The following is a 24,683-nucleotide window of genomic DNA, read 5'->3' as shown; positions in this document are numbered from 1 at the left end:
AAACGGCGGCCTCGCCCGCCCGGCCGAAGCCGCCTAGCCGAACGCGGCGCGTACGAGTGGCTGCTCGCCGCCCTCTCCTGGATCGGCCTGGACCGCTCCACGAGCGCGGGCACCGCCTGGCGCAGGTAGGCGGCCCTCTGGTGCCGCAGAGGCTGGGACGTTGTCCGTGTACCGATGCTTACCCTGCCCAGCCGCCGACTGATCGAAGGACCGCCCGTCGTGTCGGCCTCGCCAGCACCTGGAGCGACGGTGCTACTCAGTGTCTTTCGGGTGTCGCGGGGAGGCATACACGAGGATCACGGTCGAGGTCTCCGGGCTGACCAAGTAGCGGACCCGGCCACCGCTGGTGATCTCGTACTCCCACTGCTCCAACTCGGAGCCCTTCCACTCCCTGGTGGCATGCCGACCGCGCAGCTGGTGCTGGCGGTTCCAGTTGGCCCGCGACAACGGGTCCGTGCGAAGGGCTTCCAGGCAGCGATGCGCGTTCGGCAGCGCCACCCGGCACAGCTCTTCCCAACCGGTCGCGGCCTCGGTCGTCCCGTGGATGACGTTCCAGCCGCTCAGCGGAGGGACGCTGACCCGATCGCCTTTCTTCGGGCTCACTCGTGCACCTCGACGGGGCCGAGGTCGACGTCGCCAAGCGGACGGAGTGCTTCCCTGAGCTGGTCGGGGTCGGCGTTGATGCGGGCGGTGGCCCGCCACGAGACGATCGCTCGGTGCACAGCCTCCCTGGCACCCAGTTCAGCGGCGTCGGACAGCGCTTCCAGAAGCTCGACAGTGAATTCCCGGACTTCCTCAGCATCCAGATGGCGCACCCACGGGAACACCTCGGGCAGCGCGAGCAAAAGCGACTTGGCACCGTCGTCCTGCTTCAACAGCGCAAGGAACAGCCGGGACGCCGTGGTCAGGTTCTCCTCGGCGCGCTCTGCGTATATGGCTGTGGTCAGCACCATGTCGGGCGCGTCTCGGTGCGTGACACGCAGGCATCCCAGGGCCGCAGCCCTGGCAGCGACAGCCTTCGGGTTCCGCGACAGATCGGTGAACGAGACAGACTCCGACTCGAATGCCAAGGGCGCGATACTCATACTCAGACTGTACTCTGATTGTGCTCTGATTTCTATCGCGCGAGGGTGGGTAGCAGCTGGAAGCCCTACTCCTGCGACAGGACCCGCCCCCTCCGACGATGCTGCTGCTGCTGCTGCGCCGGCAACGAGTTCACGGGGGCACCGACCTGGCCCGACGCGGAGCCAGGAAACAAATGGGTGCATGAACACGGAGTGGCCTGGGTGACGTCCACGCCGGAGCTGGTCGGGGCGGTGCGCTCGGCGAAGCAGTTCCTGACCTACGTCGCCTCGGGCCCCTTCCAGTACGCCGTCGCCGAGGCCCTCGCCCTGCCCGACTCCTACTTCGAGTCCTTCCGCGAGGACATGCGGGCCAAGCGCGACATCCTCGCGTCCGGCCTGCGGGAGGCGGGCTTCGAGGTCTACGACACCGCCGGCACGTACTTCATCACCACCGACATCCGCCCCCTCGGCGAGAGCGACGGCTTCGCCTTCTGCCGCTCCCTCCCGGAGCGCGCGGGCGTCGTCGCCATCCCGAACGCGGTCTTCTACGACCACCGCGAGGCGGGCGCCCCCCTTCGTCCGCTTCGCCTTCTGCAAGCGCGCGGACGTCCTCAGGGAGGCAGCAGAACGCCTGCGCAAGCTGTCGTAGCCGTCACGACGGCCAGGTGCGCTCGACGCGGTCTCGTCGTACGGCGTAGGCAGCGGGGCCGAAGTCGGACCCGTGCCGGGGCCCGGCCGGCTCGGGAACGGCGGTGTCCGGGGAGGCGTGGCGCGCGGCCCGTCCGGCGGCTCGCGGTCCGGGTGGGCGGCGGAGCGGGGCTGATCGGCCCCCGAATAGCATCCCCGCGCCCCTCCGCGCGGGTGGCGCGCCGGGGGGTGGGGGTGGGTACCCCTTCGGGTGCGTATCTCTCGCAGTCGACCGGGTCCGCCTGCACTGTGCGAGTGTGAGCCACGCCAGCACCGCACTCGCCCCCTCCGTCGCCGAGCAGCCCGGTTCCCGGGCACCGGCCAGGCTGTCCCCCGTCGCGGTGGGCGGGTTCGCCGTGGGACTGTTCGCCACGGTCCGGCTGGCCGGCATGGCCGTGCTGGCGCTGGCCGCCTGGGCCCGCGGCGGACATCCGCTGACCCTGCTCGGCCGGTCCTGGGACTCCCTCTGGTACCTGGGCATCGCGGCGCACGGCTACGGCCGCACCCTGCACTTCCGGTCCGGCGTCGTCCACAGCGACCTGGCGTTCTTCCCGCTCTATCCGGCCCTGGTCCGGGTCCTGACGGCGCTGACCCCGCTGAGCGGGGCCGGCGCCGGACTGCTGGTGTCGTGGACGGCCGCCGGCGCGGCCGCCGCCGGGGTCTACGCGGTGGGCGCCCGGCTGCACGGCCGCGCGGTGGGCACCGCGCTGGTCCTGCTGTGGAGCCTGCTCCCGCACTCCGTGGTCCTGTCCATGGCGTACACGGAACCGGTGCTGGCCGCCTTCGCCGCGTGGGCGCTGTACGCGGTGCTGGCCGGGAACTGGCTGTGGGCGGGCGCGCTGGCCGCGCTGGCCGGGCTGTCCCGGCCGAACGGCTTCGCGGTGGCCGCGGCCGTGCTCCTGGCCGCCGCCTGCGAGCTGTGGCGGAGCCGCGGCCGGGCCACCCACAGGCTGTGGACGGGCGCGGCGCTCGCCCCGCTCGGCTGGACGGCGTACGTCCTGTGGGTCGGCCGCCGCACCGGGGACCTGCTCGGCGGCTACTTCGACGTGCAGCGGCTGTGGGGCTCGCGCTTCGACTTCGGCCGGGGCTCGCTGCTGTTCGCCCGCGCGCTGCTGCTGCACGGCAACCGGTTCGTCTTCCCGATGACCATCGTGATCGTGGCGACGGCGGTGGTCCTCTACGCCCTGCTGCTGGTCGACCGCGCCCCGCTCCCGCTGCTCGCCTACACGGCCGTACTGCTGCTGATCGCGCTCGGCGGCTCGGGCTTCTTCGAGTCCAAGCCCCGCTTCCTGCTGCCCGCGTTCCCCCTGCTGCTGCCGGTGGCGCGGGCGCTCGTACGGACGGCGAGAGCCCGGCCGTGGCACGCCACCGTGGTGGTGGCGGCCCTGGCCGGGCTCTCCTTCGGCTACGGCACGTACCTGGTGGTGTACGCGCACACGCCCCTGTAGGGCGACGCGGACCGACTGCTCGTCCTACTCGCCGTCCTCGGGCTTCTCTTCGGCCTCGTTGACGTCCTCCTCCAGGCCGAGCTGCTCGACGAGCCACTTGTCGAACTCGATCGCGGCCCGCACCCAGCTGACCGTGGACGAGACGAAGTGGTTGATGTCGACGCCCGTGCCGATGAGCATCTGGGCCTCACCGATGAGACGGACGGTGCCGTCGTCGTGGGTGTGGCTGTAGACCTTGGGCCACAGGGTGCGCCGGTTCCAGTCGTCGATCGACTCGAGGAGCTGCGGCTTCTCGTCGATCTGGTGGGGGCGGTCGTAGAACGTCCGCACCGAGAAGACCGCCTGCTCGTCCTCTCCGCGGAACATGAAGTACGTGCGGAACTGCTCCCACGGCGCCGCGAGGTCGCCCTCGTCGTCGATGACGTACTTGAGCTCCATCTGGTCGAGGAGCTGCTTCACAAGATCCTGATCCGGGACGACGGGGCCCGCCGGTCCTTGGGGCTGCGGCTCGGGCTGGCCCCCGAAGTTCGGAATCGAGGACGGGTCGATGGTCACCGTGATTTTCCCTTCGTCTGGACCCCGCCATCCTCCCTCATACGGGGAGGGGAGTGGCAACCCCGGCCGCCGCTTAAGCCGTGGGCTGACAGCACCAGCCGCTCACCGTTCCTCGATCCTCCCGATGAGGCGCCAGACGCCGGTCGAGTGGTTGCGCGTGTGCTCCTCACCGGTGGGATCGAGCGCGCGGGCCCGTTCCGCAGCGACGCGGCGGCCTTCCCGGCAGGCGGCGAAGCCGAGACGCGTCTTGTCGTACCTTGCCACGTACGACGACGGAGACCGCAGGATTACGCAGGTGCTCGCGCAGGCCCTGGAAGTACGCCGCTCGGCCTCCTTGCTGCCGCAGACAACGAGGAGAGTGCGGATACAGCTCGGAGGCACCGGTCCGCGCGCTCTTCTCGACGAACCAGACCCCATTCCCGCTCTCGTGAACAAGTGAACCGCGCAAATGCCTCTCTCTGCCCGATCTTGATCCCTCCGTACAGGCATGCACAGGCCCGTCACCCACACGGGTGACGGGCCTGATCGGTTCTCGTGTTCGTCACAGGGTCTTATCGGTGCGTTCGGTGGGGCTCTCCGGGGTCACCGGGCCCACGATCAGGCCCTCCCCGAACTGGTCCACCCGGACCGTGTCGCCGTCCTTGATCTCGCCGGACAGGATCTCCTTGGCCAGGCGGTCGCCGATGGCGGTCTGGACGAGGCGGCGCAGCGGGCGGGCGCCGTAGGCCGGGTCGTTGCCCTCCTCGGCGAGCCAGGCCAGCGCCTCGGGGGTGATCTCCAGGCCGAGCCGGCGGTCGGCGAGGCGCTTGGCCAGCCGGTCGATCTGGAGCCGGGCGATCCGGGCCAGTTCGTCCTTGGCGAGGGCGGAGAAGACCACCAGGTCGTCCAGGCGGTTCAGGAACTCCGGCTTGAAGGAGGCCCGGACGACCTCCAGGACCTGCCGCTTCTTCTCCTCCTCGCCGGGGACCGGGTCGACCAGGTACTGGCTGCCCAGGTTCGAGGTGAGGATCAGGATGGTGTTGCGGAAGTCGACCGTGCGGCCCTGGCCGTCGGTGAGCCGGCCGTCGTCCAGCACCTGGAGGAGGATGTCGAAGACCTCGGGGTGGGCCTTCTCCACCTCGTCGAGCAGGACGACCGTGTACGGGCGGCGGCGGACCGCCTCCGTGAGCTGGCCGCCCTCCTCGTAGCCGACGTAGCCGGGCGGGGCGCCGACCAGCCGGGCCACGCTGTGCTTCTCGCTGTACTCCGACATGTCGATGCGGACCATGGCCCGCTCGTCGTCGAAGAGGAAGTCGGCGAGCGCCTTGGCCAGTTCGGTCTTGCCCACGCCCGTCGGGCCGAGGAAGAGGAAGGAGCCGGTGGGGCGGTCGGGGTCGGCAATGCCCGCGCGGGAGCGGCGGACGGCGTCGGAGACGGCCCGTACGGCCTCGGTCTGGCCGATCAGCCGGCGGCCCAGCTCGTCCTCCATGCGGAGCAGCTTCTGGGTCTCGCCCTCCATCAGCCGGCCGGCCGGGATGCCGGTCCAGGCCGCGACCACGTCCGCGATGTCGTCGGAGCCGACCTCGTCCTTGACCATGGTGTCCCGGGACGTCTCCTCCTCGGCCTCGGACGCCGCCTCCAGCTCCTTCTCCAGCTGCGGGATCTCGCCGTACAGCAGCTTGGACGCGGTGTCGAAGTCGCCGTCGCGCTGGGCGCGTTCGGCCGTGCCGCGCAGTTCGTCGAGCTTCTCCTTCAGCTCGCCGACCCGGTTCAGGGACTGCTTCTCGCGCTCCCAGCGGGCGTTGAGGCCGCGCAGGTCCTCCTCCTTGTCGGCGAGGTCGCGGCGCAGCTTCTCCAGGCGCTCCCGGGAGGCCGGGTCGGTCTCCTTCTCCAGCGCCAGCTCCTCCATCTTCAACCGGTCCACGGAGCGCTGGAGTTCGTCGATCTCGACGGGCGAGGAGTCGATCTCCATACGGAGCCGGGAGGCCGCCTCGTCGACGAGGTCGATGGCCTTGTCGGGGAGGAAACGGGAGGTGATGTAGCGGTCGGAGAGGGTGGCCGAGGCCACCAGCGCGCTGTCGGCGATCTGAACCTTGTGGTGGGCCTCGTACCGCCCTTTCAGGCCACGGAGAATGGCGATCGTGTCCTCCACCGTGGGCTCGGCGACCAGCACCTGCTGGAAGCGGCGCTCCAACGCCGGGTCCTTCTCGATGCGTTCGCGGTACTCGTCGAGCGTGGTCGCGCCGACCATGCGCAGTTCGCCGCGCGCCAGCATCGGCTTCAGCATGTTGCCGGCGTCCATGGCGGAGTCGCCGCCGGCGCCCGCGCCGACGACCGTGTGCAGCTCGTCGATGAAGGTGATGACCTGGCCGTCGGAGTCCTTGATCTCCGCGAGGACGGTCTTGAGCCGCTCCTCGAACTCGCCCCGGTACTTGGCCCCGGCGACCATGGCGCCCAGGTCGAGCGCGACCAGCCGCTTGTCCTTCAGGGACTCGGGCACGTCCCCCTTGACGATCCGCTGGGCGAGGCCCTCGACGACGGCGGTCTTGCCGACGCCGGGCTCGCCGATGAGCACGGGGTTGTTCTTGGTGCGGCGGGACAGCACCTGCACGACCCGGCGGATCTCCTGGTCGCGTCCGATGACCGGGTCCAGCTTGCCGTCGCGGGCGGCGGCGGTGAAGTCGGTGCCGAACTTCTCCAGCGCCTTGTACTGGCCCTCGGGGTCGGCGGTGGTCACCCGGCGCCCGCCGCGCGTCTTCTGGAAGGCCTCCGCCAGCTTCTTCGCGGTGGCGCCCTGGCGGTCGAGCACTTCGCCGGCCGCGCCGCCCTTCGCGGCGATGCCGATGAGCAGGTGCTCGGTGGAGACGAAGTCGTCGCCGAGGTCCTTGGCGCGCTGCCCGGCGTCGGCGAGGACCGCGAGCAGTTCACGGCTGGGCTGCGGGGGCGCGACCGTGGAGCCGGTCACGCTGGGCAGCGCGGCCAGCACGCGCTCGGCACCCTGGCGGACGGCGGCCTGGTCGGCGTCGACGGCCGCGAGCAGGTCGGTGATGTTCTCGTTGTCCTGCCCGGCCAGCAGAGCAAGCAGCAGGTGGGCGGGGGTGAGGTCCGGGTGCCCCATGGTCACGGCGCGGTTGCTGGCCGCGTTGATCGCGTCCCGGCTCCTGTTGGTCAGCTCGGCGTCCACGTTCGCGTTCTCCTCCTACGTCCCCAGTGCTGATCCCAGTCGCTGGTCCCAGTCTGACTCGGCCAACGTACACAAACTTGAGTCTATTCCACTCAAGGTGTGAGAGGGAGCCGTTTCCGCGCACAGCAGAGCCCCCCGAGGAGAACCTTCGGGGGGCCGGGCGGCACCTCGGGGCGAACACCCCGTTCCGACGACGGGTTTCAGCCACCGTGAAAACTGGCCGAATCCGCCGGATAAACAGAAATGTCCCCCGAAAACTGCAGCGGCGTCACCGTGTTCAGGTCACGGTGACGCCGCTGCGGGGGGAAGCACCTGAGCGATCTTTTTACGACGGGGGAATCGCGTCAGGCACTGCGGGGGGTGGCCGAGATGGTCCTCACGTCGGGCACGTCCGGCTCAGCCAGCCGGTGGTCCCGTTGGTCCAGATTCACGAAAATCATTCCGTACCGGATCGCGCAGCGCACCGGCTGCGGCGCACCGCGGGGCTTGCGCAGACACCGGTAGGCCCGTACGTCCTCGTCCTCGTCCCGCGTGACGACGACCGGCTCACCGAAGACGGTCACCATCAGCGAGTCGCCGCTGTGGGGGATGGCGGTGACCAGGTCGATGAAGTGCCAGCCGGAGCGGTAGGCGGTAGCCATCTCGCGGCGGAAGGATCTGTCGTCCGGTGGGGTGGTCACGTCAGCTCCTGAACTCAGTCTGCCGTGCTGCCGAGCGCCACCGCAGGCCACTCGGTGACGGCCTGGACGGAGGTCTTGCCCGACGAGGGCCACTCGGTAACGGCCTGAGCACCGCCCTTCGCGCCGGAGACGCCGCTCGCCACCCCCACGGCCACCAGGGCTGCGAACGCGACGGCAAGCGTCGAGCGAAGCAGTCTGTTACGCATAGTCGGCTTCATCCTCACTTGAAGGGCCCTCTCCCCCGTCACGTAAGACGATGGCTCATTCGGGCACGTGGTGGCCACACAATCAGTGCATCATGTTCCTGCATGTTCAGGACCCTGGGGGGTGGAGAATTGGCGACCAAGAGGATAAAAGGTACACATCCTCACGCTGTGGTCGAGATGTGCGACGAAGGCAGCCGCCTTTACGCCATTGCTCTGCGTACGGGACGCGTCGCCCGTGCCGACGCCGAGACAGCCCCCTGCCTGATGGAGTTCGGTCTCCTCCACCCCGACCCCGACGACCCGGACTGGCTGCGCCCGGTCTCGCCCGCCGTCGCCCTGACCCGCCGGCTCGGCCCCATCGAGCGGGAGATCGCCGAACGCAGACAGCTGTCGGTCGAACTGGCCCAGATCTTCGAGCCGTTCATGGCGATCGGCCCGGAGGCGGGCACGCGGGGCGACGCGATCACCGTGCTGGAGGGCGGCGAGCGGATCAACGCGGCCCTCAACCTGGCCACCGCGCAGTCCCAGTCCGAGATCCTCACCGTGCAGCCGTCCGACCGTATCTCCGAGAACAGCCTGTTGCAGGGGCTCGAACGGGATCGCCACCTGATCGAGCGAGGTGTGAAGGTCCGCAGCCTGTATCAGCACACCGCCCGCTACAACCCGGAGAAACTGGCCTACGCCGCCCAGCTCTCCGACGGCAAGTTCGAGTACCGCACCATCGACGAGCTGGTCGAGCGCCTGATCATCGTCGACGAGACGGTCGCCTTCATCCCCGCCCGCGAAGACCAGCGGATCGCCCTGGAGCTGCGCCACCCGGGCCTGGTCCGCTACCTGCTGAAGGTCTTCGAGTACCTGTGGGACCGGGCGGTCCCGATGAGCACCGGCGGCCCGTACGCGGTCGACGCCGAGGGCATCACGGAGATCCAGCACTCCATCGCCAAACTCCTGGTCGAGGGCCACGTGGACGAGGCCATCGCGCGCCGGCTGGGGATGAACGTACGGACCTGCCGGGCCCACATCGCCAAGCTGGCGCAGTCCCTCGGCAGCGGCAGCCGCGCCCAGCTCGGCTATCTGATAGCCCAGTCCGGGATCCTGGAGCAGACGATCCCCGAGGAGAGCGGCACCCGCTGACGGCCCGGCCGGCTCACCCGACGCTCCGGGAGCCCTGGTCGGGCGGGCCGGCCACGGCCGGGTCGCCGCCCGCCGGTCCGTCCAGCCCCACCTGCGCGATCCGCACGCCCAACTGGGTCCGGCTGGCCGCGCCGAGGGTCTCGGAGAGCCGGGCGATGTGAGCCCGGCAGGTGCGCACGCTGATGCCGAGGCGCTCGGCGATGACGGCGTCCTGGTGGCCCTCGGCGAGCAGCGCCGCGATGGACTGCTCCCGGTGCGAGATGCCCTCGATGCCGGTGTCGGGGAGCGGGACGGTCAGCGGGATGGCCAGGCGCCAGAGCCGCTCGAAGACCGTGACCAGGTACTCGACCAGGGCGGGGTGGCGCAGCTCCAGGGCCATCGTGCGGTCGGTGTTCGCGGGGATGAAGGCGACCGTGCGGTCGAAGAGGATCAGCCGGTCGATGACCTCGTCGAGGGTCCTGGCCTCCACCGTGTCGCCCATCAGCTCCAGGTAGTTGAGCAGGCCCTGGCCGTGCCGGGCGACATGCGTGTACAGGTCGCGCATCCGCACGCCCCGGCCGCGCAGTGCCAGCGCCCGGTGCAGCCCCTCGGTGAGTTCCGCCTCGCGGCGGATCCCGCCGGGCTGCACGGTCAGCACCTCACGCGTGCACGCCTCGGTCGCCTCGTCCATCGCCGCCTGGATCCGCGACAGCCCGTCCAGGACCCGGATCGACGCGGTGCCCTCGGAGGCGGACGCGGCCTGCAACTGCCGCCCCAGACCGGCGTACCACTCGAACGCCGCGACCGCCGAACCCACCCGCCGCTGGCTGTCCGTGACCTCGTCGTAGACCCCGCGCAGCAGCCGGGTCATGACCTCCTGCGGCGCCGTCGGCACCAGCCAGTCCATGTCGTCGGGGTCCGGGTGCAGCAGCGCCAGCTCCAGCAGACACGGCACCGCGTCGGCGTCCGTGCGCGCCACCCGGCCCCGGCGCACGGCCCGGGAGTACACGCGGTCCCCGGCGGCGCACAGTCGGTCGGCTCCGTGTGGATGCTCCTCCGCCCCGTGCCCGGCCATCGCCCATTCCACCCCCGGTTTGCTGCCTCTTCCGCAGCGCAACTATGAGCGGTCCGGACCGGGTCCGCAACACGGCTGCCCGCACCCGGGGCGCCTTTTCGCACCGGTACGGCCCGGTATCTTCCGGCCGTCACGACCCCGTCCGCGCACGGGACGGCAGGTCGTGGACGGCGCCGCCGGGGCCGCCCCGCACCGGCGCCGGCGAGCGCTGCGGCCGGCGCCCGCGACCGGCTGGGCACCCGCGCAACGCGCCTGCGGAGGCGGTACGTTGCGGGGTGCCGCGACCCCGGGCGCGGGGCGCGGCGGACCGTGCGGAACGCCGAAATCCGCCGGTGATCGCCGTGTTACGTGCCCGCTCTAACGTCCCCTCATGGCGGACATATTTGACGCATACGCGTTGGCCGACGCGTGGGACGAGATGTTTGTGCGGCCGGGTGAGGTCAGGACCGCCTACGAGCCGGTACTGGCGGCGCTCCAGCCGATCGAGCCGAGTGAACTGCGCTTCCGCGCGGACCAGATGGCCCGCGCCTTCACCGACCGCGGCGTGACCTACGCCTTCGCGGGCGAGGAACGGCCCTGGCCGCTGGACCTGGTGCCCAGGATCCTCGACGCGCTGGAGTGGGATCTCGTACGCAGAGGCGTCGCCCAGCGGGTCAGGGCGCTGGAGGCGTATCTCGCCGACGCCTACGGGCACGCCCGGGCCTTCGAGGACGGGGTGGTGCCCTGGCGGCTGCTGCTCTCCTCGCCGCACTTCCACCGGGCGGCCCACGCGGTCGAGCCGCCCGGCGGGGTGCGCGTCCACGTGGCCGGAATCGACCTGGTCCGGGACGAGGCCGGCGCCTTCCGGGTGCTGGAGGACAACGTGCGGGTGCCGAGCGGGGTGTCGTACGTCATCGAGAACCGCAGGGCGATGACCCGGGTCTTCCCCTCGCTCTTCGCCGAGCAGCACGTGCTGCCGGTGGACGGGTACGCGGGGCGGCTGCTGGCCGCGCTGCGCGCCGCCGCGCCCGGCGGGGCGGCGAGCGACCCCCGGGTGGTGGTGCTCACCCCGGGACCGAGCAACGCCGCGTACTTCGAGCACGCGCTGCTGGCCCGGCTGATGGGCGTGCAGCTGGTCGAGGGGCACGACCTGGTGTGCCGCAACAACCGGGTGTGGATGCGGACCACGCGCGGCGAGGTGCCCGTGCACGTGGTGTACCGGCGCCTGGACGACGACTTCCTCGACCCGCTGCACTTCCGCCCCGACTCGGTGATCGGCTGCCCCGGCATCCTGAGCGCCGCCATCGCCGGTCACGTCACACTCGCGAACGCCGTCGGCAACGGCATCGCGGACGACAAGCTGCTCTACACGTACGTCCCGGACCTGATCCGCTACTACCTCGGAGAGGAACCGATTCTCCCCAACGTGGAGTCCTACCGCCCGGATGAACCAGGGCAGTTGGAGGCGGTTCTCGACCAGCTCGACCAGCTGGTGGTGAAGCCGGTCGACGGGGCCGGCGGGCAGGGCATCGTGATCGGGCCGAAGGCCGACGCGGAGACTCTGGAACGCACTCGCAAAGCCCTCGTGGCCGACCCGCGCGGCTTCATCGCCCAGCGCCCGGTCGCCCTCTCCACCTCTCCCACCCTCGCGGGTGAACGCCTGGCACCGCGCCACATTGACCTGCGCCCGTTCGCCGTGAACGACGGCGACGACATCTGGGTGCTGCCCGGCGGTCTGACCCGGGTCGCCCTCCAGGAGGGCAACCTGATCGTCAACTCCAGCCAGGGCGGCGGCTCCAAGGACACCTGGGTGCTCGCCGAGGGCCCCGCCGAGCGCCCGGCCCCGGCCCCCGCCGGCCCGATCCCCGAGGTCGCCCCGCGCCGCCTGGGCCCCGACGGCAGCCGTCCCGACGTACCGGAAGGAGCGCAGCAGCAGTGAACGACGTGATCCTCTCCCGTATCGCCGAGGCACTGACCTGGACCGGCCGGTACGTCGAGCGCGCCGACGCCACCGGCCGCATCCTCGACGCCTACCTGCACCGCATGCTGGAGGACCCCTGGCGCGACGAGGACGCCGCCTGCCGGTCGCTGTACGCGATCCTCGGCGTCGACGCGGGCCCCGAGCGCGTCGACATGCAGCAGGTGCTGGACCAGCTGGCCTTCGACGCCCGCTCGACCGGGGCGATCGAGGGCGCCCTGGGCGCGGCCCGGCTGAACGCCCGCAGCGCCCGTGAGGCCGTCTCCTCGGAGATGTGGGAGTGCCTCAACTCCACCTGGCACGCCCTGGCCGACCAGCGCCTGGCGGCCCGCCGTACGGGCCCGTACGCCTACCTGGAGCTGGTACGGCGCCGGGCCGCCCTCTTCTTCGGCCTCGCCGACTCCACCATGAGCCGCGACGACAGCTGGCGGTTCGTGGTCCTCGGCCGGAGCCTGGAACGGGTGGACATGACCGTACGGCTGCTGGCGGTCCGGGTGCTGGACGCGCCGCACGCCCCGGACTGGCCGACGCTGCTCAGCGCCAGCGGGGCCGACGAGGCGTTCGCGCGGATCCACAACGGGTTCGGGGACACCCCGCGCGTCGCCGAGTTCCTGCTCCTGGACCGGGACTTCCCGCGCTCGGCGCTGCACGCGCTGACCACGGCCGAGGAGTGCCTGGCCGCGCTCGGCCGGCCCCGCCAGGACCCGGCGCGCTCGCCGGTCGGGCGGGTGCGCACCCGTCTCGAGTACCTGGACACGCACGCCCTGGAGGGCCAGCTGCCGGTGCTGCTGCGCGATCTGCAGCAGGCCTGCATGGCGTCCGCCGACGCGGTCGCGGAGCGGTTCTTCCCGTACCAGGGGCCCGTCGAGTGGGCCCAGGAAGGAGCGTGACATGGCCCGTCGCCTCCGCATCGAGCACACCACCCGCGTCGCGTACGCGCAGCCCGCGGCCTCCTCGCACAACGAGGTCCGGATGACCCCGCTGACCCTGCCGGGGCAGACGACGCTGGACGCGCGGGTCACCGTCAGTCCGGCGACGTCCGTCTGGTCGTACTGGGACTACTGGGGCACCCAAGTCACCGGCTTCGACCTGCTGGAGCCGCACGGGGACCTGACGATCACCGCGTCGAGCCTGGTGGAGACGTCGGCGCCGGGGCCGCTGCCCGAGCCGCCGGACTGGGACGAGCTGGCCGAACGGGCGGGCGGGTCACGGCTGCTGGAGTTCACGGCCGGCACGGCCCGTACGTCGGTGCCGGGGAAGCTGGTGCGCAAGGCGCTGGGCGCCGCCGCCGGGCTGGGGCCGCACGAGGCCGCGGTGGCCGTCTCCGGGATGGTCGCCGACCGGGTGGCGTACCTGCCCGGGGTGACCGGGGTGAACACCTCGCCCGCTCAGGCGTGGGCCCAGCGGGCGGGCGTCTGCCAGGACATCACGCATCTGACGGTCGCCCTGCTGCGCGGCCTCGGCCTGCCGACCCGGTACGTCTCGGGATACCTGCACCCGGAGCGGGAGGCGGAGCTGCACCGGCCCGTCGCCGGGCAGAGCCACGCCTGGGTCGAGTACTGGGCGGGCGAGTGGTGCGGGTACGACCCGACGAACCGGGCGCGGGCCGGGGAGGACCACGTGGTCGTGGGCCGGGGCCGGGACTACGACGACGTGACCCCGCACAAGGGCGTCTACCGCGGGGTCCCCGGCGGCGCCCCGGAGGTGAGCGTGGAGTTCACCAGGGTCGCCTGAACGGCGTCGTCCCGCGCCCCGGGGCTGGTCCGGGGCGCGGGACGACGTTGCCGGCGGCGCCCGCTGTCCGCGGGCCCGCCCCGGCTACTTGAGGCCCACCGCCGCGCACGCGGTCTTGTAGGCGGCGGTGCAGATCTGCGAGACCTTGAAGATGCCGTCGGCGACGACGGTGTCCTTGATCTTGCTCTTCGTCACGGCGCTGACCTGCACCAGCTGGGACGGGATGTCCTTGTTGGTGGGGCTGTCCACCTGGTCCTGGGTGAGGGCGTCGAACTGGATGTCCTTGCCCTGCACCTTGTAGACGGCCATCTCGGCGGCGGCCTCGGCCTCGTCCGGGTAGGGCTTGTAGACGGTCATGTACTGCTCGCCGATGAGGATCCGCTGGATGGCGTCGAGGTCGGCGTCCTGCCCGGTGATGGGCGGCATGGTGGTGACGCCGGCGTTCTTGAGGGCCTTGACGATGCCGCCCGCCATGGCGTCGTTGGCGGAGTAGACCGCGGCGATGTTGTCCTTGCCGATCGTCTCGACCGCCTTGGTGACCTCCTTCTGGGCGATCACCGGGTCCCAGTCCTTGGTGTCGTAGCTGGCCGCGATGGTCACCTTGCCGTTCAGCTCGGACACGGCGCCCGTCTTGAACTGCTTGGCGTTCGGGTCGGTCGGCGAGCCGTTGACCATGACGACCTTGTCGGAGGTGTCGACCTCGGAGCCGAGCGCCTCCAGCAGGGTGCGGGCCTGCACCTCGCCCACGAGCTCGTTGTCGAAGGAGACGTAGGAGTCGATCGGGCCCTCGGCGAGGCGGTCGTAGGCGATGACCGGGACGCCCGCCTCCTTGGCCTTCTTCACCGACTTCGCGATGCCGTGCGCGTCGACCGAGTCGAGGATGATCACGTCGACCTTGTCGTCGATCATCTTCTGCATCTGCGTCGCCTGCTTGGCGGCGGACGACCCGGCGTTGGCGTACTCGACCTGGCCCTCGTTGTCGGTGAGCTCCGCGATCTTCGCCTTCATGATCGGGTAGTCGAAGTTCGTGTACCGGGTGTTGATGATGTCCGGCATCAGGATGCCGACCTTCACGTCATTGCCCTTGGTCGGGCTCGCGGACGTCGAGGACCCCGTCGCGTTGAGCCCGCACCCGGCGAGCGAGAGGGTCATCGTGGACGCGGCCACAAACATGGCTATTCGACGCATTCGGGGGCTCACTTCAGGTGCGTTCCGGACGTGGGGCTGCTCTGCGACCCAGGGGTCTGAAAAGCCAACGCGTCAGCCGCACCCGGCGTCAAGCGGAATCACTTAACGAGTGCGCAACACCACTCTCCGCAGCACCTGTGAAGATTGAGCGGAACCGCCTCCAAACACCCTTTACGGGGCCTGCACCAAAGGGAGTTCACGCGCAGACGAAGATCGTCACGGCCAACGCGGTTCCTCACGGGCCGACATCGGCGACGGCCAGGACGACCGGCGGGACGGCCAGGACGACCGGCGGGACGGCCGGAACGACGGGAAGGGCCCGGAGAGTCCTCCGGGCCCTTCCCTCGCGTACGGGTGCGCCTAGTCCTTGGCCTTCTTCGGCCGCCACACCACCAGCGCGCTGGTCTGCTGGACCTCCTGGTACGGGACCAGGTCGCGGCGGTAGGAGGCGTGCACGGCGGCCTCACGCTGCTGCATCGCGGCCGCCGCGCCGTCGACCGCCGCCTGGAGTTCGGCGACACGCTGCTGGAGCGCGACGACCTGGTTCTCCAGTTCGATGATGCGCTTGATGCCGGCCAGGTTGATGCCCTCGTCCTGCGACAGCGCCTGCACCTGACGGAGCAGTTCGATGTCACGGGCCGAGTAGCGACGGCCCCGCCCGGCCGTGCGGTCCGGGGAGACCAGGCCGAGACGGTCGTACTGGCGCAGCGTCTGCGGGTGCAGTCCGGAGAGCTGGGCCGCCACCGAGATGACGTAGACCGGGGTCTCCTCGGTCAGTTCATACGGATTACGTCGACGGCCGTCCATCTCTGTCATGCTCCCTTCGCGGCCTCGAACAGCTCGGCCCGCGGGTCCTCACCCGCGGTCGCCTCGCGATACGCCTCCAGCGCGTCACGAGCCTTCCCCGACAGGTCCTTCGGAACACTCACCTCGACGGTGACCAACAGGTCTCCGCGGGTGCCGTCCTTGCGGACCGCGCCCTTGCCCCGGGCGCGCATGGTCCGCCCGTTGGGTGTGCCCGGCGGCAGCTTGAGGGTGACCGGCGGTCCGCCCAGGGTCGGGACCCTGACCTCGCCGCCGAGCGCGGCCTCGGTGAAGGTCACCGGGACGGTCACCGTGAGGTTGTCCTCCTTGCGGCCGAACACCGGGTGGCCGTCCACGTGGACCATCACGTACAGGTCGCCGGCCGGGCCGCCGCGCTCGCCCGGCGCGCCCTTGCCGCGCAGCCGGATGCGCTGCCCGTCCGTCACCCCGGCGGGGATGCGGACCTGCATGGTCCGGGACGACTTGGCACGCCCGCTGCCCTTGCAGTCCACGCAGGGGTTCTCCGCGATCAGACCGCGGCCCTTGCAGTCCGGGCAGGGGTCGGTGAGCGAGAAGCCGCCGCCCGATCCCCGCGCCACCTGGCCGGTGCCGACGCAGGTCGGGCACACCCGGGGCGTGCCGTTCGCGTCGCCGGTGCCCGAACAGGCCTTGCAGGGGGCCTGCGAGGACATCCGCAGCGGGACCGTGGCGCCCTCGATGGCCTCCGTGAAGCTCAGCGTGACCTCGGACTCGATGTCCTGGCCACGCCTGGGCTGGGGGCGCTGGCCCGCGCCCCCGCCCCGGTTGAACAGGCCCCCGAGGACGTCGCTGAAGCCGCCGCCGCCTCCGCCGAAGCCGCCCTGGCCCTGGGCGTTGCCCCCGAAGAGGTCGCCCAGGTCGAAGTTGAAGTTGCCGCCGCCCGCGCCCGGCCCCGGGCGGAACCCGCCGTTGCCGAAGAGGGCGCGGGCCTCGTCGTACTCCTTGCGCTTCTTGGGGTCGCCGAGGATGTCGTTCGCCTCGGAGATCTCCTTGAAGCGCTCCTCGGCCCTGGCGTTGCCCTTGTTGGCGTCCGGGTGGAACTCGCGGGCGAGCTTCCGGTACGCCTTCTTGATCTCGGCCTCGGTGGCGTCCTTGGGGACGCCGAGGACCTTGTAGTAGTCCTTCTCGATGAAGTCCTTGGTGCTCATCCCCGACGCGCCCCCTTCCCGGTGATCCGCCTGTTGTCTACGACGTCAGCCCTCCTCAGGGCCGTTGTCCTTCTCGTCCGCCGCCGCGGGGGCCTCCTCGGTCCCCTCGGCCTTCACCGGGGTCGCCCCCGGCTGCGGTTCCGCGACCGCCACCCGCGCGGGGCGGATGGTGCGCTCGCCGAAGCGATACCCGGGCTGCAGAATCGCCACGCACGTCGTCTCGGTGACGTCCGGCGCGTAGCTGTGCATCAGCGCCTCGTGGATCGTCGGGTCGAAGGGCTCGCCCTCCTTGCCGAACTGCTGCAGGCCCATCTTCGCCGCGACCGTCTCCAGCGACTCGGCCACCGACTTGAAACCGCCGACCAGCTCGCCGTGTTCCCGGGCGCGGCCGATGTCGTCGAGCACGGGCAGGAGTTCGGTCAGGAGGTTCGCGATGGCGATCTCCCGGACCGTGACCCGGTCGCGCTCCACGCGGCGGCGGTAGTTCTGGTACTCGGCCTGCAGGCGCTGGAGGTCCGCGGTGCGCTCGCCGAGCGCGGTGCGTACCTGGTCCAGCTGGGCCGTCAGGCCGGCCAGCTGTGCGCTTGAGTCCCCGGCCGGGGCCGCCCCCTGTGCGGGGGCGGCCTTCGGCTCGGCGTCGTCGGGGGTGGCGCCGGAGGGGACGTCGGGCTTCTCCTCGAAGCCCGGGGTCTCCTCCGTCACGCGGCACCGTCCTTGCGCTCGTCGTCGACGATCTCGGCGTCCACCACGTCGTCGGCCGCGTCACCGGCGGGGGCACCGCCGGCGGCGGCACCCGAGGCCTGGGCGTCGGCGTACATGGCCTGGCCCAGCTTCTGGGAGACGGCCGCGACCTTCTCGGTGGCGGTGCGGATCTCGGCGGTGTCCTCGCCCTTGAGCTTCTCCTTCAGCTCGGCGATGGACTCCTCGACCTCGGTCTTGATCTCGCCCGGGACCTTGTCCTCGTTGTCCTTGAGGAACTTCTCGGTCTGGTAGACGAGCTGCTCGCCCTGGTTGCGGGTCTCGGCGGCCTCGCGGCGGCGGTGGTCCTCCTCCGCGTACTGCTCGGCCTCCTGGCGCATGCGGTCGACCTCGTCCTTCGGCAGCGAGGAGCCGCCGGTGACGGTCATCTTCTGCTCCTTGCCCGTGCCCAGGTCCTTCGCGGTCACGTGCATGATGCCGTTGGCGTCGATGTCGAAGGAGACCTCGATCTGCGGGACACCGCGCGGGGCCGGCGGCAGACCGGTCAGCTCGAACATGCCGAGCTTCTTGTTGTACGCCGCGATCTCGCGCTCGCCCTGGTAGACCTGGATCTGCACGGAGGGCTGGTTGTCCTCGGCGGTGGTGAAGATCTCGGACCGCTTGGTCGGGATCGTCGTGTTCCGCTCGATGAGCTTGGTCATGATGCCGCCCTTGGTCTCGATGCCGAGGGACAGCGGGGTCACGTCGAGGAGCAGGACGTCCTTGACCTCGCCCTTGAGGACACCGGCCTGGAGCGAGGCGCCGATGGCGACGACCTCGTCCGGGTTCACACCCTTGTTGGCCTCCTTGCCGCCGGTCAGCTCCTTGACGAGCTCGGCGACGGCGGGCATACGGGTGGAGCCGCCGACGAGGACGACGTGGTCGATCTCGCCGAGCTGGATGCCGGCGTCCTTGATGACGTTGTGGAACGGGGTCTTGCAGCGCTCCAGGAGGTCCGCGGTCAGCTGCTGGAACTGGGCGCGGGTGAGCTTCTCGTCGAGGTGCAGGGGGCCCTCGGCGGAGGCGGTGATGTACGGCAGGTTGATCGAGGTCTCCGTGGAGGACGACAGCTCGATCTTGGCCTTCTCGGCGGCCTCGCGGAGGCGCTGGAGGGCCATCTTGTCCTTGCCGAGGTCCACGCCGTGGCCGGCCGCGAACTGCTTGACCAGGTAGTCGACGACGCGCTGGTCCCAGTCGTCACCACCGAGGTGGTTGTCGCCGTTGGTGGCCTTCACCTCGACGACGCCGTCGCCGATCTCCAGGAGGGACACGTCGAAGGTGCCGCCACCGAGGTCGAAGACGAGGATCGTCTGGTCGTCCTTGTCGAGGCCGTACGCGAGCGCGGCCGCCGTGGGCTCGTTGACGATGCGCAGGACGTTCAGGCCCGCGATCTCGCCGGCCTCCTTCGTCGCCTGGCGCTCGGAGTCGTTGAAGTACGCGGGGACGGTGATGACCGCGTCGGCCACCTTCTCGCCCAGGTACGCCTCGGCGTCGCGCTTGAGCTTCTGCAGGATGAAGGCGCTCATCTGCTGCGGGTTGAAGCTCTTGCCGTCGAGCTCGATCTTCCAGTCCGTGCCCATGTGCCGCTTCACGGAGCGGATGGTCCGGTCCACGTTGGTGACCGCCTGGCGCTTGGCGACCTCGCCGACCAGAACCTCGCCGTTCTTCGCGAAGGCGACGACGGACGGCGTGGTCCGGGCACCCTCGGCGTTGGTGATGACGGTGGGCTCGCCGCCTTCAAGAACGCTGACGACGGAGTTAGTCGTGCCCAGGTCGATGCCGACCGCACGTGCCATGGTGATTTCCTCCAGCTGACTTGAGTGGAACGGGCTCAAGTGTGCACCACGCTTCGCCGTGGGTCAACAGACCTGAGTCGTGAAGACTCAAGTCTTATCCGTTCCTTACACGCAACTGGCCGCTGACCTGCGTCGACGCAGGACGCCTGGCGCCATAGACAGGCACCCGAAGGAGTACGAGGACGGCGACGAGGGTGACGCCGGAGACCCAGGCGACGGTTGCGGAGCCGATCCAGCCGATGTGCACGAGCACCGCCGCGAGCACCCCGGCGAAGGCCGCGACGCCGAGCACGACGACCGCGCCCTGCGGGGTGAGCCCGAGCCGCCGCAGCCGGTGCGCGAGGTGGTCGGGCCCGCGCCGCAGCACGGGCCGGCCGGCCAGCGGCCGCGACAGGAGCACGAGGACGACGTCGGCGCTCGCGACCGCGGTGAGCGCGAACAGCACGCCCGCGCCGGTGACCGGGTCGTGCCCGGTACGGGTCAGCAGCGCCGCGGTGGCCAGCACGAACCCGGCGAAGAGCGAGCCGGAGGCACCGAGGGCGACGCGCGCGGGATGCCAGTTGTGCATCAGGAACCCGGTGAGCGCGGCGGCCAGCACGCTCAGCAGCACGGCGAGCCCGTCCAGCACCTCGGCGGCGGCACAGGCCCCGACCCCGAAGGCGGTCACCACCCCCACGGTCCCGGCGAGCCCGTCCGCGTGGTCGAGCCCCTTGAAGGCGACGGCGACGAAGGCGACCCAGCCGGCGGCCAGCACCCCGCCCGCCACCCCGGACTCCCCGTACGGCACCACGAAGGCGGCCGCCACCGCCGTACCGAGCAGCAGGAAGCGCGTCTTGAGCCGCCACACGTCACCGACCAGCCCGAGCAGCGCGACCGCGCCGCCGGCCAGCAGCAGCTCGCCGACGCCGGCCCCGAGCGGCGCCACCCCGCTCCAGTCCCCGGCCCCCGCGACCAGGCAGGTCGCGCCGGCGACGGCGAGTCCGCCCAGCGCGGGCACGGGCCGCGCGCGCCTGCGGTCCACGAGTCCGAGCCGCAGCGCGGGCGGCCGGATCAGGGCGGCGAGGACGGCGGCGAGGAGCAGGGCGGCGGTGGCGGCGGCGATCCCGTAGAGCACAGGTCCAAATTAGACCCGAATGTAACAATTCTGTACGAATAACACGATCGGCTTGCGGGGCGGCGGTCAGGCGGGCCTCAGCGATCCAGATCACTCCGTACCTGGCTACAGTGCGAGTAAAGATGCGGGTAGTCTCAGACGGACTGCATAAGTTACCGCTTAGTAATTTCGGGAACCCTCGCGAAGAGACCCGAAGAGACCCCTCGCAGGCCCGAGGAGCCCCCATGCAACTCGCCGCGATCATCGTGTCGCTGGTTCTGATCGTCGTTGGCGTGGCGTTGTTCGCCCGCGCCATCGTGCAGATCTACAACTTCATGCGGCTCGGCCAGAACGTGCCCGCCGGAACCCGTACCGACGAGCCCGTCCAGCGCACCGTCACGGTGGTCCGGGAGTTCCTCGGACACACCCGGATGAACCGCTGGGGCATCGTCGGCGTCGCGCACTGGTTCGTCGCGGTCGGCTTCTTCTCCCTCCTGCTGACGATCGTCAACGCCGTCGGCCAGCTCTTCCAGGCCGACTGGATCCTGCCGGTCATCGGCGACTGGGCGCCGTACAACGTCTTCGTCGAGTTCATCGGCACCATGACGGTCCTCGGCATCCTGGTGCTGATCGTGATCCGCCAGCTGAGCAGGCCGGACCGGCCGGGCCGCAAGTCCCGCTTCGCCGGCTCCAACTTCGGCCAGGCCTACTTCGTCGAGACGGTCATCCTGGTCGTCGGCGTCTGCATCTTCATGCTGCACGCGCTGGAGGGCACCCAGCACCACGTGGACTCCTACGAGGCCTCCTTCTTCATCTCGTACCCGGTGGTCCACCAGCTCGCGGGCCTGGACGTCTCCACGCTCCAGAACCTCACCTACTTCTTCGCCGGCCTGAAGATCGCGACCTCCTTCATCTGGATGATCACGGTCGCCCTGAAGACCGACATGGGCGTGGCCTGGCACCGGTTCCTGGCCTTCCCGAACATCTGGTTCAAGCGCGACGCGGCCGGCGGCACGGCCCTCGGCGCGCTGCTCCCGATGGCCTCCGGCGGCAAGCCGATCGACTTCACCGACCCCGGTGACGACGACGTCTTCGGCGTCTCCCAGGTCGAGCAGTTCTCCTGGAAGGGCCTGCTGGACTTCTCCACCTGCACCGAGTGCGGCCGCTGCCAGTCCCAGTGCCCCGCCTGGAACACCGGCAAGCCGCTCTCCCCCAAGCTGCTGATCATGTCCCTGCGGGACAACGCCCACGCCAAGGCGCCCTACCTGCTCGCGGGCGGCGGCAAGAGTGCCGAGGGCGAGGAGAAGGCGCCCGAGGAGCAGCTGGCCGGCGTCCCCGCGGCCGCTCTCGCCGAGGCCGAGCGCCCGCTGATCGGGACCGCCGAGGAGAACGGCGTCATCGACCCCGACGTCCTGTGGTCCTGCACCACCTGCGGCGCCTGCGTCGAGCAGTGCCCCGTCGACATCGAGCACGTCGACCACATCGTCGACATGCGCCGCTACCAGGTGATGATCGAGTCCGCGTTCCCGTCCGAGGCGGGCACGATGCTCAAGAACCTGGAGAAGAAGGGCAACCCCTGGGGCCTGGCCAAGAAGCAGCGCCTGGAGTGGCTCAAGGAGGTCGACTTCGAGGTCCCCGTCGTCGGCAAGGACATCGAGGACCTCACCGAGGTCGAGTACCTCTACTGGGTCGGCTGCGCCGGCTCCCTGGAGGACCGCGCCAAGAAGACCACCAAGGCCTTCGCCGAGCTGCTGCACATCGCGGGCGTCAAGTTCGCGATCATGGGCGGCGACGAGAAGTGCACCGGCGACTCCGCCCGCCGCCTCGGCAACGAGCCCCTGTTCCAGGAGCTCGGCATGGAGAACGTCATGGCGCTGAACACGGCGTTCGGCGAGGAACTGGACGACGACGGCAAGGTCACCGCGGAGTCCCGCAAGCCGAAGTCGGCGAAGAAGATCGTCGCCACCTGCCCGCACTGCCTCAACACCCTCGGCAACGAGTACCCGCAGCTCGGCGGCGACTACGAGGTCATCCACCACACCCAGCTGCTCCAGCACCTCGTCGACGAGGGCAAGCTCGTCCCCGTCACTCCGGTCGAGGGCATCATCACCTACCACGACCCCTGCTACCTGGGCCGCCACAACAAGATCTACACGCCCCCGCGCGAGATCATCGCGAGCGTCCCGGGCCTCAGGAACGAGGAGATGCACCGCCACAAGGAACGCGGCTTCTGCTGCGGCGCCGGCGGCGCCCGGATGTGGATGGAGGAGCGGATCGGCAAGCGCATCAACAACGAGCGCGTCGACGAGGCGTTGTCCCTCAATCCCGACATCATCTCGACCGCCTGCCCGTTCTGTCTGGTCATGCTCACCGACTCGGTCAACGGCAAGAAGGCGGCAGCGGACAGCGGCTCCGCCGCGGGGGGCAAGGCCAAGGAGTCCGTCCAGGTCGTGGACGTGGCCCAGCTGCTCCTCGACTCGGTCCGCACCCCGGTCGACCCGGCCGGCGAGACGGAGCAGGAGAGCGCACCGGAACCGGAGCCGGTGAAGTAGCCCGCGCCCCGCACGCGTACCGGACGCCCCCGACCCCGCAAGGGTTCGGGGGCGTCCGTCTTCCACCGGCCCCGAACCCTCCCTCGGGACCCAACTCCCCCGCACGCCCAGCCGGTTCGTCATCGGTTCGGGGCACGAGGTTCCGCTTCCTCGGCCGACGGAGCGGGACGGAGAGGGAGTCGAGCGTGGGCAAGGCACCGGACGGACAGGACGCGGCCGAGCGGCTGCGCTCCGGGCGGCTGCCGGAGTGGGCCGAACTCATCGGCCGTTTCCGGCGGATGGCCCGCCGGCACCGACCGGGTCCTCGACTTCGCGGAGGCCTTCCTCGGCGGCGGCACCAGCTACCAGACCCCCCTCACGGCGGCCGGCGAGCTGCTCGCGGAGGAGTTCGACGACACCGCCCGGACGCGCGGCGACATCGTGATGATCACCGACGACGACCGCGGTGTCACCGAGGAGTGGATGCGCGGCTGGCGCGAGGCCAAGCGCCGGCTGGGCTTCCGGGTCTTCGGGATCGCGGTCGGCGCCCCGCGCGTCGCCGCCGCCGACTCCGTCCTGGAGGCCCTGTGCGACAACCTCCGCTCCGTCGAGGACCTCACCGACGTGCACGCCGCCGCCGACCTGTTCCGGCTGATCCGACCGCGGCCCGGCGCGCGGCGGGGGCTAGGATCCGGGCCATGGCGCTGACCGTGCAGGACGTGGACCGGTTCGAGGCGTCCAGGGGGCGCCTGGAGGCCATCGCCTACCGCCTGCTCGGCTCGGCGAGCGAGGCAGAGGACGCCGTACAGGAGACGTTCCTGCGCTGGCAGGCGGCGGACACCGGCCGGATCGAGGTCCCCGAGGCCTGGCTGACCAAGGTGCTCACCAACCTGTGCCTCAACCAGCTCACCTCGGCCCGCGCGCGCCGCGAGACCTACGTCGGTGAGTGGCTCCCCGAGCCGCTGCTGGCCGGCGACCCGATGCTCGGCCCCGCCGACACCGCGGAACAGCGCGAGTCGGTGTCGTACGCGGTGCTCGCCGTGCTGGAGCGGCTCTCCCCGGGCGAGCGGGCGGTGTACGTGCTGCGGGAGGCCTTCGCCTACTCGCACCGCGAGATCGCCGAGATCCTCGACATCGGCGAGGCCGCCAGCCAGCAGACCTTCCACCGGGCCAGGAAGCACGTCGCGCAGGGCAGGGCCCGCAGCGAGGTCGACGAGGCCGCCGCCCGGCGGATCATCGACGAGTTCCTCGCCGCCGCCACCAGCGGCCGCACCGAGCCGCTGGTACGGCTGCTCACCCAGGACGCCGTGGCGATCGGCGACGGCGGCGGCAAGGTCCCGGCCCGTGCCAGGGCCTTCGAGGGCGCGCTCGCGGTCGCGAAGTTCATGCGGGGCCTGTTCAAGCCGGGCCCGGCCCAGCGCGCGCTGGCCGGCGGCCCGGCCGGGATGTACACGGCCACCGTCAACGGCGGCCCGGCGCTCGTCGCGGTCGTCGGCGGCCGGGTCTTCGGCGTGATGTGCCTGGAGATCACCCCCGAGGGCATCGCCGCGTTCCGCAACCAGGTCAACCCCGACAAGCTCGAACGGGCGACGCGGCGGTGGGCGGCCACGGACCACGGAGACCCGCTGCTCACGCTCTTCTGACACCCGCCACGCAGGTGTGAC

General features: G+C 70.8%; 22 protein-coding genes and 1 pseudogene. 9 read left to right on the top strand and 14 right to left on the bottom strand.

Annotated elements, in window-relative coordinates; all coding sequences use genetic code 11:
• Positions 1 to 252 precede the first annotated feature (252 nt).
• Entirely contained in the window at positions 253 to 603 is a 351-nt protein-coding gene (locus tag ACZ619_RS09280) for a hypothetical protein (protein ID WP_381189122.1), read from the bottom strand.
• Positions 600 to 1,085 carry a hypothetical protein gene (locus ACZ619_RS09275; RefSeq protein WP_061927666.1) on the bottom strand — a complete coding sequence of 162 codons (486 nt, stop codon included), beginning with the start codon at positions 1,083 to 1,085 and terminating at the stop codon, positions 600 to 602. The genes ACZ619_RS09280 and ACZ619_RS09275 overlap by 4 nt, the downstream gene beginning before the upstream one ends.
• Positions 1,086 to 1,277: 192 nt before the next feature.
• Between ACZ619_RS09275 and ACZ619_RS09270 the strand changes: the two are divergent.
• Positions 1,278 to 1,713 (top strand): annotated as a pseudogene (locus ACZ619_RS09270) (aminotransferase class I/II-fold pyridoxal phosphate-dependent enzyme); the annotation flags it as partial.
• Positions 1,714 to 2,008: 295 nt separating this feature from the next.
• Positions 2,009 to 3,199 (top strand): hypothetical protein, encoded by a 1,191-nt coding sequence (locus tag ACZ619_RS09265; protein ID WP_469596179.1) that lies wholly within the window; start codon positions 2,009 to 2,011, stop codon positions 3,197 to 3,199.
• 24 nt (positions 3,200 to 3,223) lie between these two features.
• On the opposite strand, the gene ACZ619_RS09260 is transcribed toward ACZ619_RS09265, so the two are convergent.
• The 5 genes from ACZ619_RS09260 to ACZ619_RS09240 form a co-directional block, all read right to left on the bottom strand.
• On the bottom strand, positions 3,224 to 3,754 hold the full coding sequence (locus ACZ619_RS09260) for a type III secretion system chaperone family protein (RefSeq protein ID WP_469596177.1): 531 nt from the start codon (positions 3,752 to 3,754) through the stop codon (positions 3,224 to 3,226).
• A gap of 102 nt (positions 3,755 to 3,856) precedes the next feature.
• Positions 3,857 to 4,018: a hypothetical protein gene (locus tag ACZ619_RS09255; protein ID WP_469596175.1), complete on the bottom strand. Its 162-nt coding sequence runs from the start codon at positions 4,016 to 4,018 to the stop codon at positions 3,857 to 3,859.
• Positions 4,019 to 4,295: 277 nt separating this feature from the next.
• Positions 4,296 to 6,917: an ATP-dependent chaperone ClpB gene (gene clpB, locus ACZ619_RS09250; protein ID WP_469596172.1), complete on the bottom strand. Its 2,622-nt coding sequence runs from the start codon at positions 6,915 to 6,917 to the stop codon at positions 4,296 to 4,298.
• 344 nt (positions 6,918 to 7,261) lie between these two features.
• The gene (locus ACZ619_RS09245) at positions 7,262 to 7,558 is read right to left on the bottom strand and encodes a Rieske (2Fe-2S) protein (RefSeq protein WP_167449907.1); all 297 of its coding nucleotides are present in this window, start codon (positions 7,556 to 7,558) and stop codon (positions 7,262 to 7,264) included.
• Positions 7,559 to 7,611: 53 nt separating this feature from the next.
• Complete coding sequence (locus ACZ619_RS09240; RefSeq protein ID WP_469596169.1) at positions 7,612 to 7,803, bottom strand: hypothetical protein; 192 nt, start codon at positions 7,801 to 7,803, stop codon at positions 7,612 to 7,614.
• Between the two features lie 102 nt (positions 7,804 to 7,905).
• Here ACZ619_RS09240 and ACZ619_RS09235 point away from each other — a divergent pair, with 102 nt between their 5' ends.
• Entirely contained in the window at positions 7,906 to 8,937 is a 1,032-nt protein-coding gene (locus ACZ619_RS09235; protein ID WP_469596168.1) for a helix-turn-helix transcriptional regulator, read from the top strand.
• A gap of 13 nt (positions 8,938 to 8,950) precedes the next feature.
• Here the strand turns inward: ACZ619_RS09235 and ACZ619_RS09230 are convergent, their stop codons facing one another.
• Entirely contained in the window at positions 8,951 to 9,991 is a 1,041-nt protein-coding gene (locus ACZ619_RS09230; RefSeq protein ID WP_469596166.1) for a helix-turn-helix transcriptional regulator, read from the bottom strand.
• Positions 9,992 to 10,361: 370 nt separating this feature from the next.
• On the opposite strand from ACZ619_RS09230, the gene ACZ619_RS09225 reads away from it, so the two are divergent.
• From ACZ619_RS09225 to ACZ619_RS09215, 3 genes are read left to right on the top strand one after another with little or no spacing between them, the layout of a single operon-like run.
• Positions 10,362 to 11,909 (top strand): circularly permuted type 2 ATP-grasp protein, encoded by a 1,548-nt coding sequence (locus ACZ619_RS09225; RefSeq protein ID WP_469596163.1) that lies wholly within the window; start codon positions 10,362 to 10,364, stop codon positions 11,907 to 11,909.
• The gene (locus tag ACZ619_RS09220) at positions 11,906 to 12,838 is read left to right on the top strand and encodes an alpha-E domain-containing protein (protein WP_469596160.1); all 933 of its coding nucleotides are present in this window, start codon (positions 11,906 to 11,908) and stop codon (positions 12,836 to 12,838) included. Before ACZ619_RS09225 ends, ACZ619_RS09220 begins: the two co-directional genes overlap by 4 nt.
• A gap of 1 nt (position 12,839) precedes the next feature.
• Positions 12,840 to 13,682: a transglutaminase family protein gene (locus tag ACZ619_RS09215; protein WP_469596157.1), complete on the top strand. Its 843-nt coding sequence runs from the start codon at positions 12,840 to 12,842 to the stop codon at positions 13,680 to 13,682.
• An 84-nt stretch (positions 13,683 to 13,766) separates the two neighbouring features.
• Here ACZ619_RS09215 and ACZ619_RS09210 read toward each other — a convergent pair whose 3' ends face one another.
• The 6 genes from ACZ619_RS09210 to ACZ619_RS09185 all read right to left on the bottom strand — a co-directional run bounded on the left by ACZ619_RS09210 (position 13,767) and on the right by ACZ619_RS09185 (position 20,509).
• Positions 13,767 to 14,870 carry a sugar ABC transporter substrate-binding protein gene (locus ACZ619_RS09210; protein WP_469596155.1) on the bottom strand — a complete coding sequence of 368 codons (1,104 nt, stop codon included), beginning with the start codon at positions 14,868 to 14,870 and terminating at the stop codon, positions 13,767 to 13,769.
• Between the two features lie 360 nt (positions 14,871 to 15,230).
• On the bottom strand, positions 15,231 to 15,677 hold the full coding sequence (locus tag ACZ619_RS09205; RefSeq protein ID WP_046734448.1) for a heat shock protein transcriptional repressor HspR: 447 nt from the start codon (positions 15,675 to 15,677) through the stop codon (positions 15,231 to 15,233).
• A 5-nt stretch (positions 15,678 to 15,682) separates the two neighbouring features.
• Positions 15,683 to 16,861, bottom strand: coding sequence for a molecular chaperone DnaJ (gene dnaJ, locus ACZ619_RS09200; protein ID WP_469596153.1), 1,179 nt, complete (start codon positions 16,859 to 16,861; stop codon positions 15,683 to 15,685).
• A gap of 45 nt (positions 16,862 to 16,906) precedes the next feature.
• A complete protein-coding gene (grpE, locus tag ACZ619_RS09195; RefSeq protein WP_469596151.1) occupies positions 16,907 to 17,563 on the bottom strand; it encodes a nucleotide exchange factor GrpE in 657 nt (218 codons plus the stop codon).
• Positions 17,560 to 19,395, bottom strand: a complete 1,836-nt coding sequence (gene dnaK / locus ACZ619_RS09190) for a molecular chaperone DnaK (RefSeq protein WP_469596148.1) — start codon at positions 19,393 to 19,395, stop codon at positions 17,560 to 17,562. The genes grpE and dnaK overlap by 4 nt, the downstream gene beginning before the upstream one ends.
• Before the next feature lie 94 nt (positions 19,396 to 19,489).
• Positions 19,490 to 20,509, bottom strand: a complete 1,020-nt coding sequence (locus ACZ619_RS09185) for an MraY family glycosyltransferase (protein ID WP_469596147.1) — start codon at positions 20,507 to 20,509, stop codon at positions 19,490 to 19,492.
• A 224-nt stretch (positions 20,510 to 20,733) separates the two neighbouring features.
• On the opposite strand from ACZ619_RS09185, the gene ACZ619_RS09180 reads away from it, so the two are divergent.
• The 3 genes from ACZ619_RS09180 (at position 20,734) to sigJ (ending at position 24,662) form a co-directional block, all read left to right on the top strand.
• A complete protein-coding gene (locus ACZ619_RS09180; RefSeq protein ID WP_469596144.1) occupies positions 20,734 to 23,040 on the top strand; it encodes a heterodisulfide reductase-related iron-sulfur binding cluster in 2,307 nt (768 codons plus the stop codon).
• A gap of 420 nt (positions 23,041 to 23,460) precedes the next feature.
• The gene (locus ACZ619_RS09175; RefSeq protein WP_469596141.1) at positions 23,461 to 23,727 is read left to right on the top strand and encodes a hypothetical protein; all 267 of its coding nucleotides are present in this window, start codon (positions 23,461 to 23,463) and stop codon (positions 23,725 to 23,727) included.
• Positions 23,718 to 24,662 (top strand): RNA polymerase sigma factor SigJ, encoded by a 945-nt coding sequence (gene sigJ / locus ACZ619_RS09170; RefSeq protein WP_469596138.1) that lies wholly within the window; start codon positions 23,718 to 23,720, stop codon positions 24,660 to 24,662. The genes ACZ619_RS09175 and sigJ overlap by 10 nt, the downstream gene beginning before the upstream one ends.
• The last annotated feature ends 21 nt before the right edge of the window (positions 24,663 to 24,683 follow it).

The organism is Streptomyces sp. NPDC104367, assembly GCF_055583825.1.
Note: the sequence above shows the minus strand (reverse complement) of the source record. Positions and strands in the feature narration are given on the sequence as shown.

Bases quoted from the DNA above. Each gene is read 5' to 3' on its own strand.
- ACZ619_RS09275 (WP_061927666.1), bottom strand. From the start codon at position 1,085: ATGAGTATCGCGCCCTTGGCATTCGAGTCGGAGTCTGTCTCGTTCACC.
- ACZ619_RS09245 (WP_167449907.1), bottom strand. From the start codon at position 7,558: ATGGCTACCGCCTACCGCTCCGGCTGGCACTTCATCGACCTGGTCACC.
- ACZ619_RS09240 (WP_469596169.1), bottom strand. From the start codon at position 7,803: ATGCGTAACAGACTGCTTCGCTCGACGCTTGCCGTCGCGTTCGCAGCC.
- ACZ619_RS09235 (WP_469596168.1), top strand. From the start codon at position 7,906: ATGTTCAGGACCCTGGGGGGTGGAGAATTGGCGACCAAGAGGATAAAA.
- ACZ619_RS09230 (WP_469596166.1), bottom strand. From the start codon at position 9,991: ATGGCCGGGCACGGGGCGGAGGAGCATCCACACGGAGCCGACCGACTG.
- ACZ619_RS09225 (WP_469596163.1), top strand. From the start codon at position 10,362: ATGGCGGACATATTTGACGCATACGCGTTGGCCGACGCGTGGGACGAG.
- ACZ619_RS09215 (WP_469596157.1), top strand. From the start codon at position 12,840: ATGGCCCGTCGCCTCCGCATCGAGCACACCACCCGCGTCGCGTACGCG.
- ACZ619_RS09210 (WP_469596155.1), bottom strand. From the start codon at position 14,870: ATGCGTCGAATAGCCATGTTTGTGGCCGCGTCCACGATGACCCTCTCG.
- ACZ619_RS09205 (WP_046734448.1), bottom strand. From the start codon at position 15,677: ATGGACGGCCGTCGACGTAATCCGTATGAACTGACCGAGGAGACCCCG.
- dnaJ (WP_469596153.1), bottom strand. From the start codon at position 16,861: ATGAGCACCAAGGACTTCATCGAGAAGGACTACTACAAGGTCCTCGGC.
- dnaK (WP_469596148.1), bottom strand. From the start codon at position 19,395: ATGGCACGTGCGGTCGGCATCGACCTGGGCACGACTAACTCCGTCGTC.
- ACZ619_RS09180 (WP_469596144.1), top strand. From the start codon at position 20,734: ATGCAACTCGCCGCGATCATCGTGTCGCTGGTTCTGATCGTCGTTGGC.
- sigJ (WP_469596138.1), top strand. From the start codon at position 23,718: ATGGCGCTGACCGTGCAGGACGTGGACCGGTTCGAGGCGTCCAGGGGG.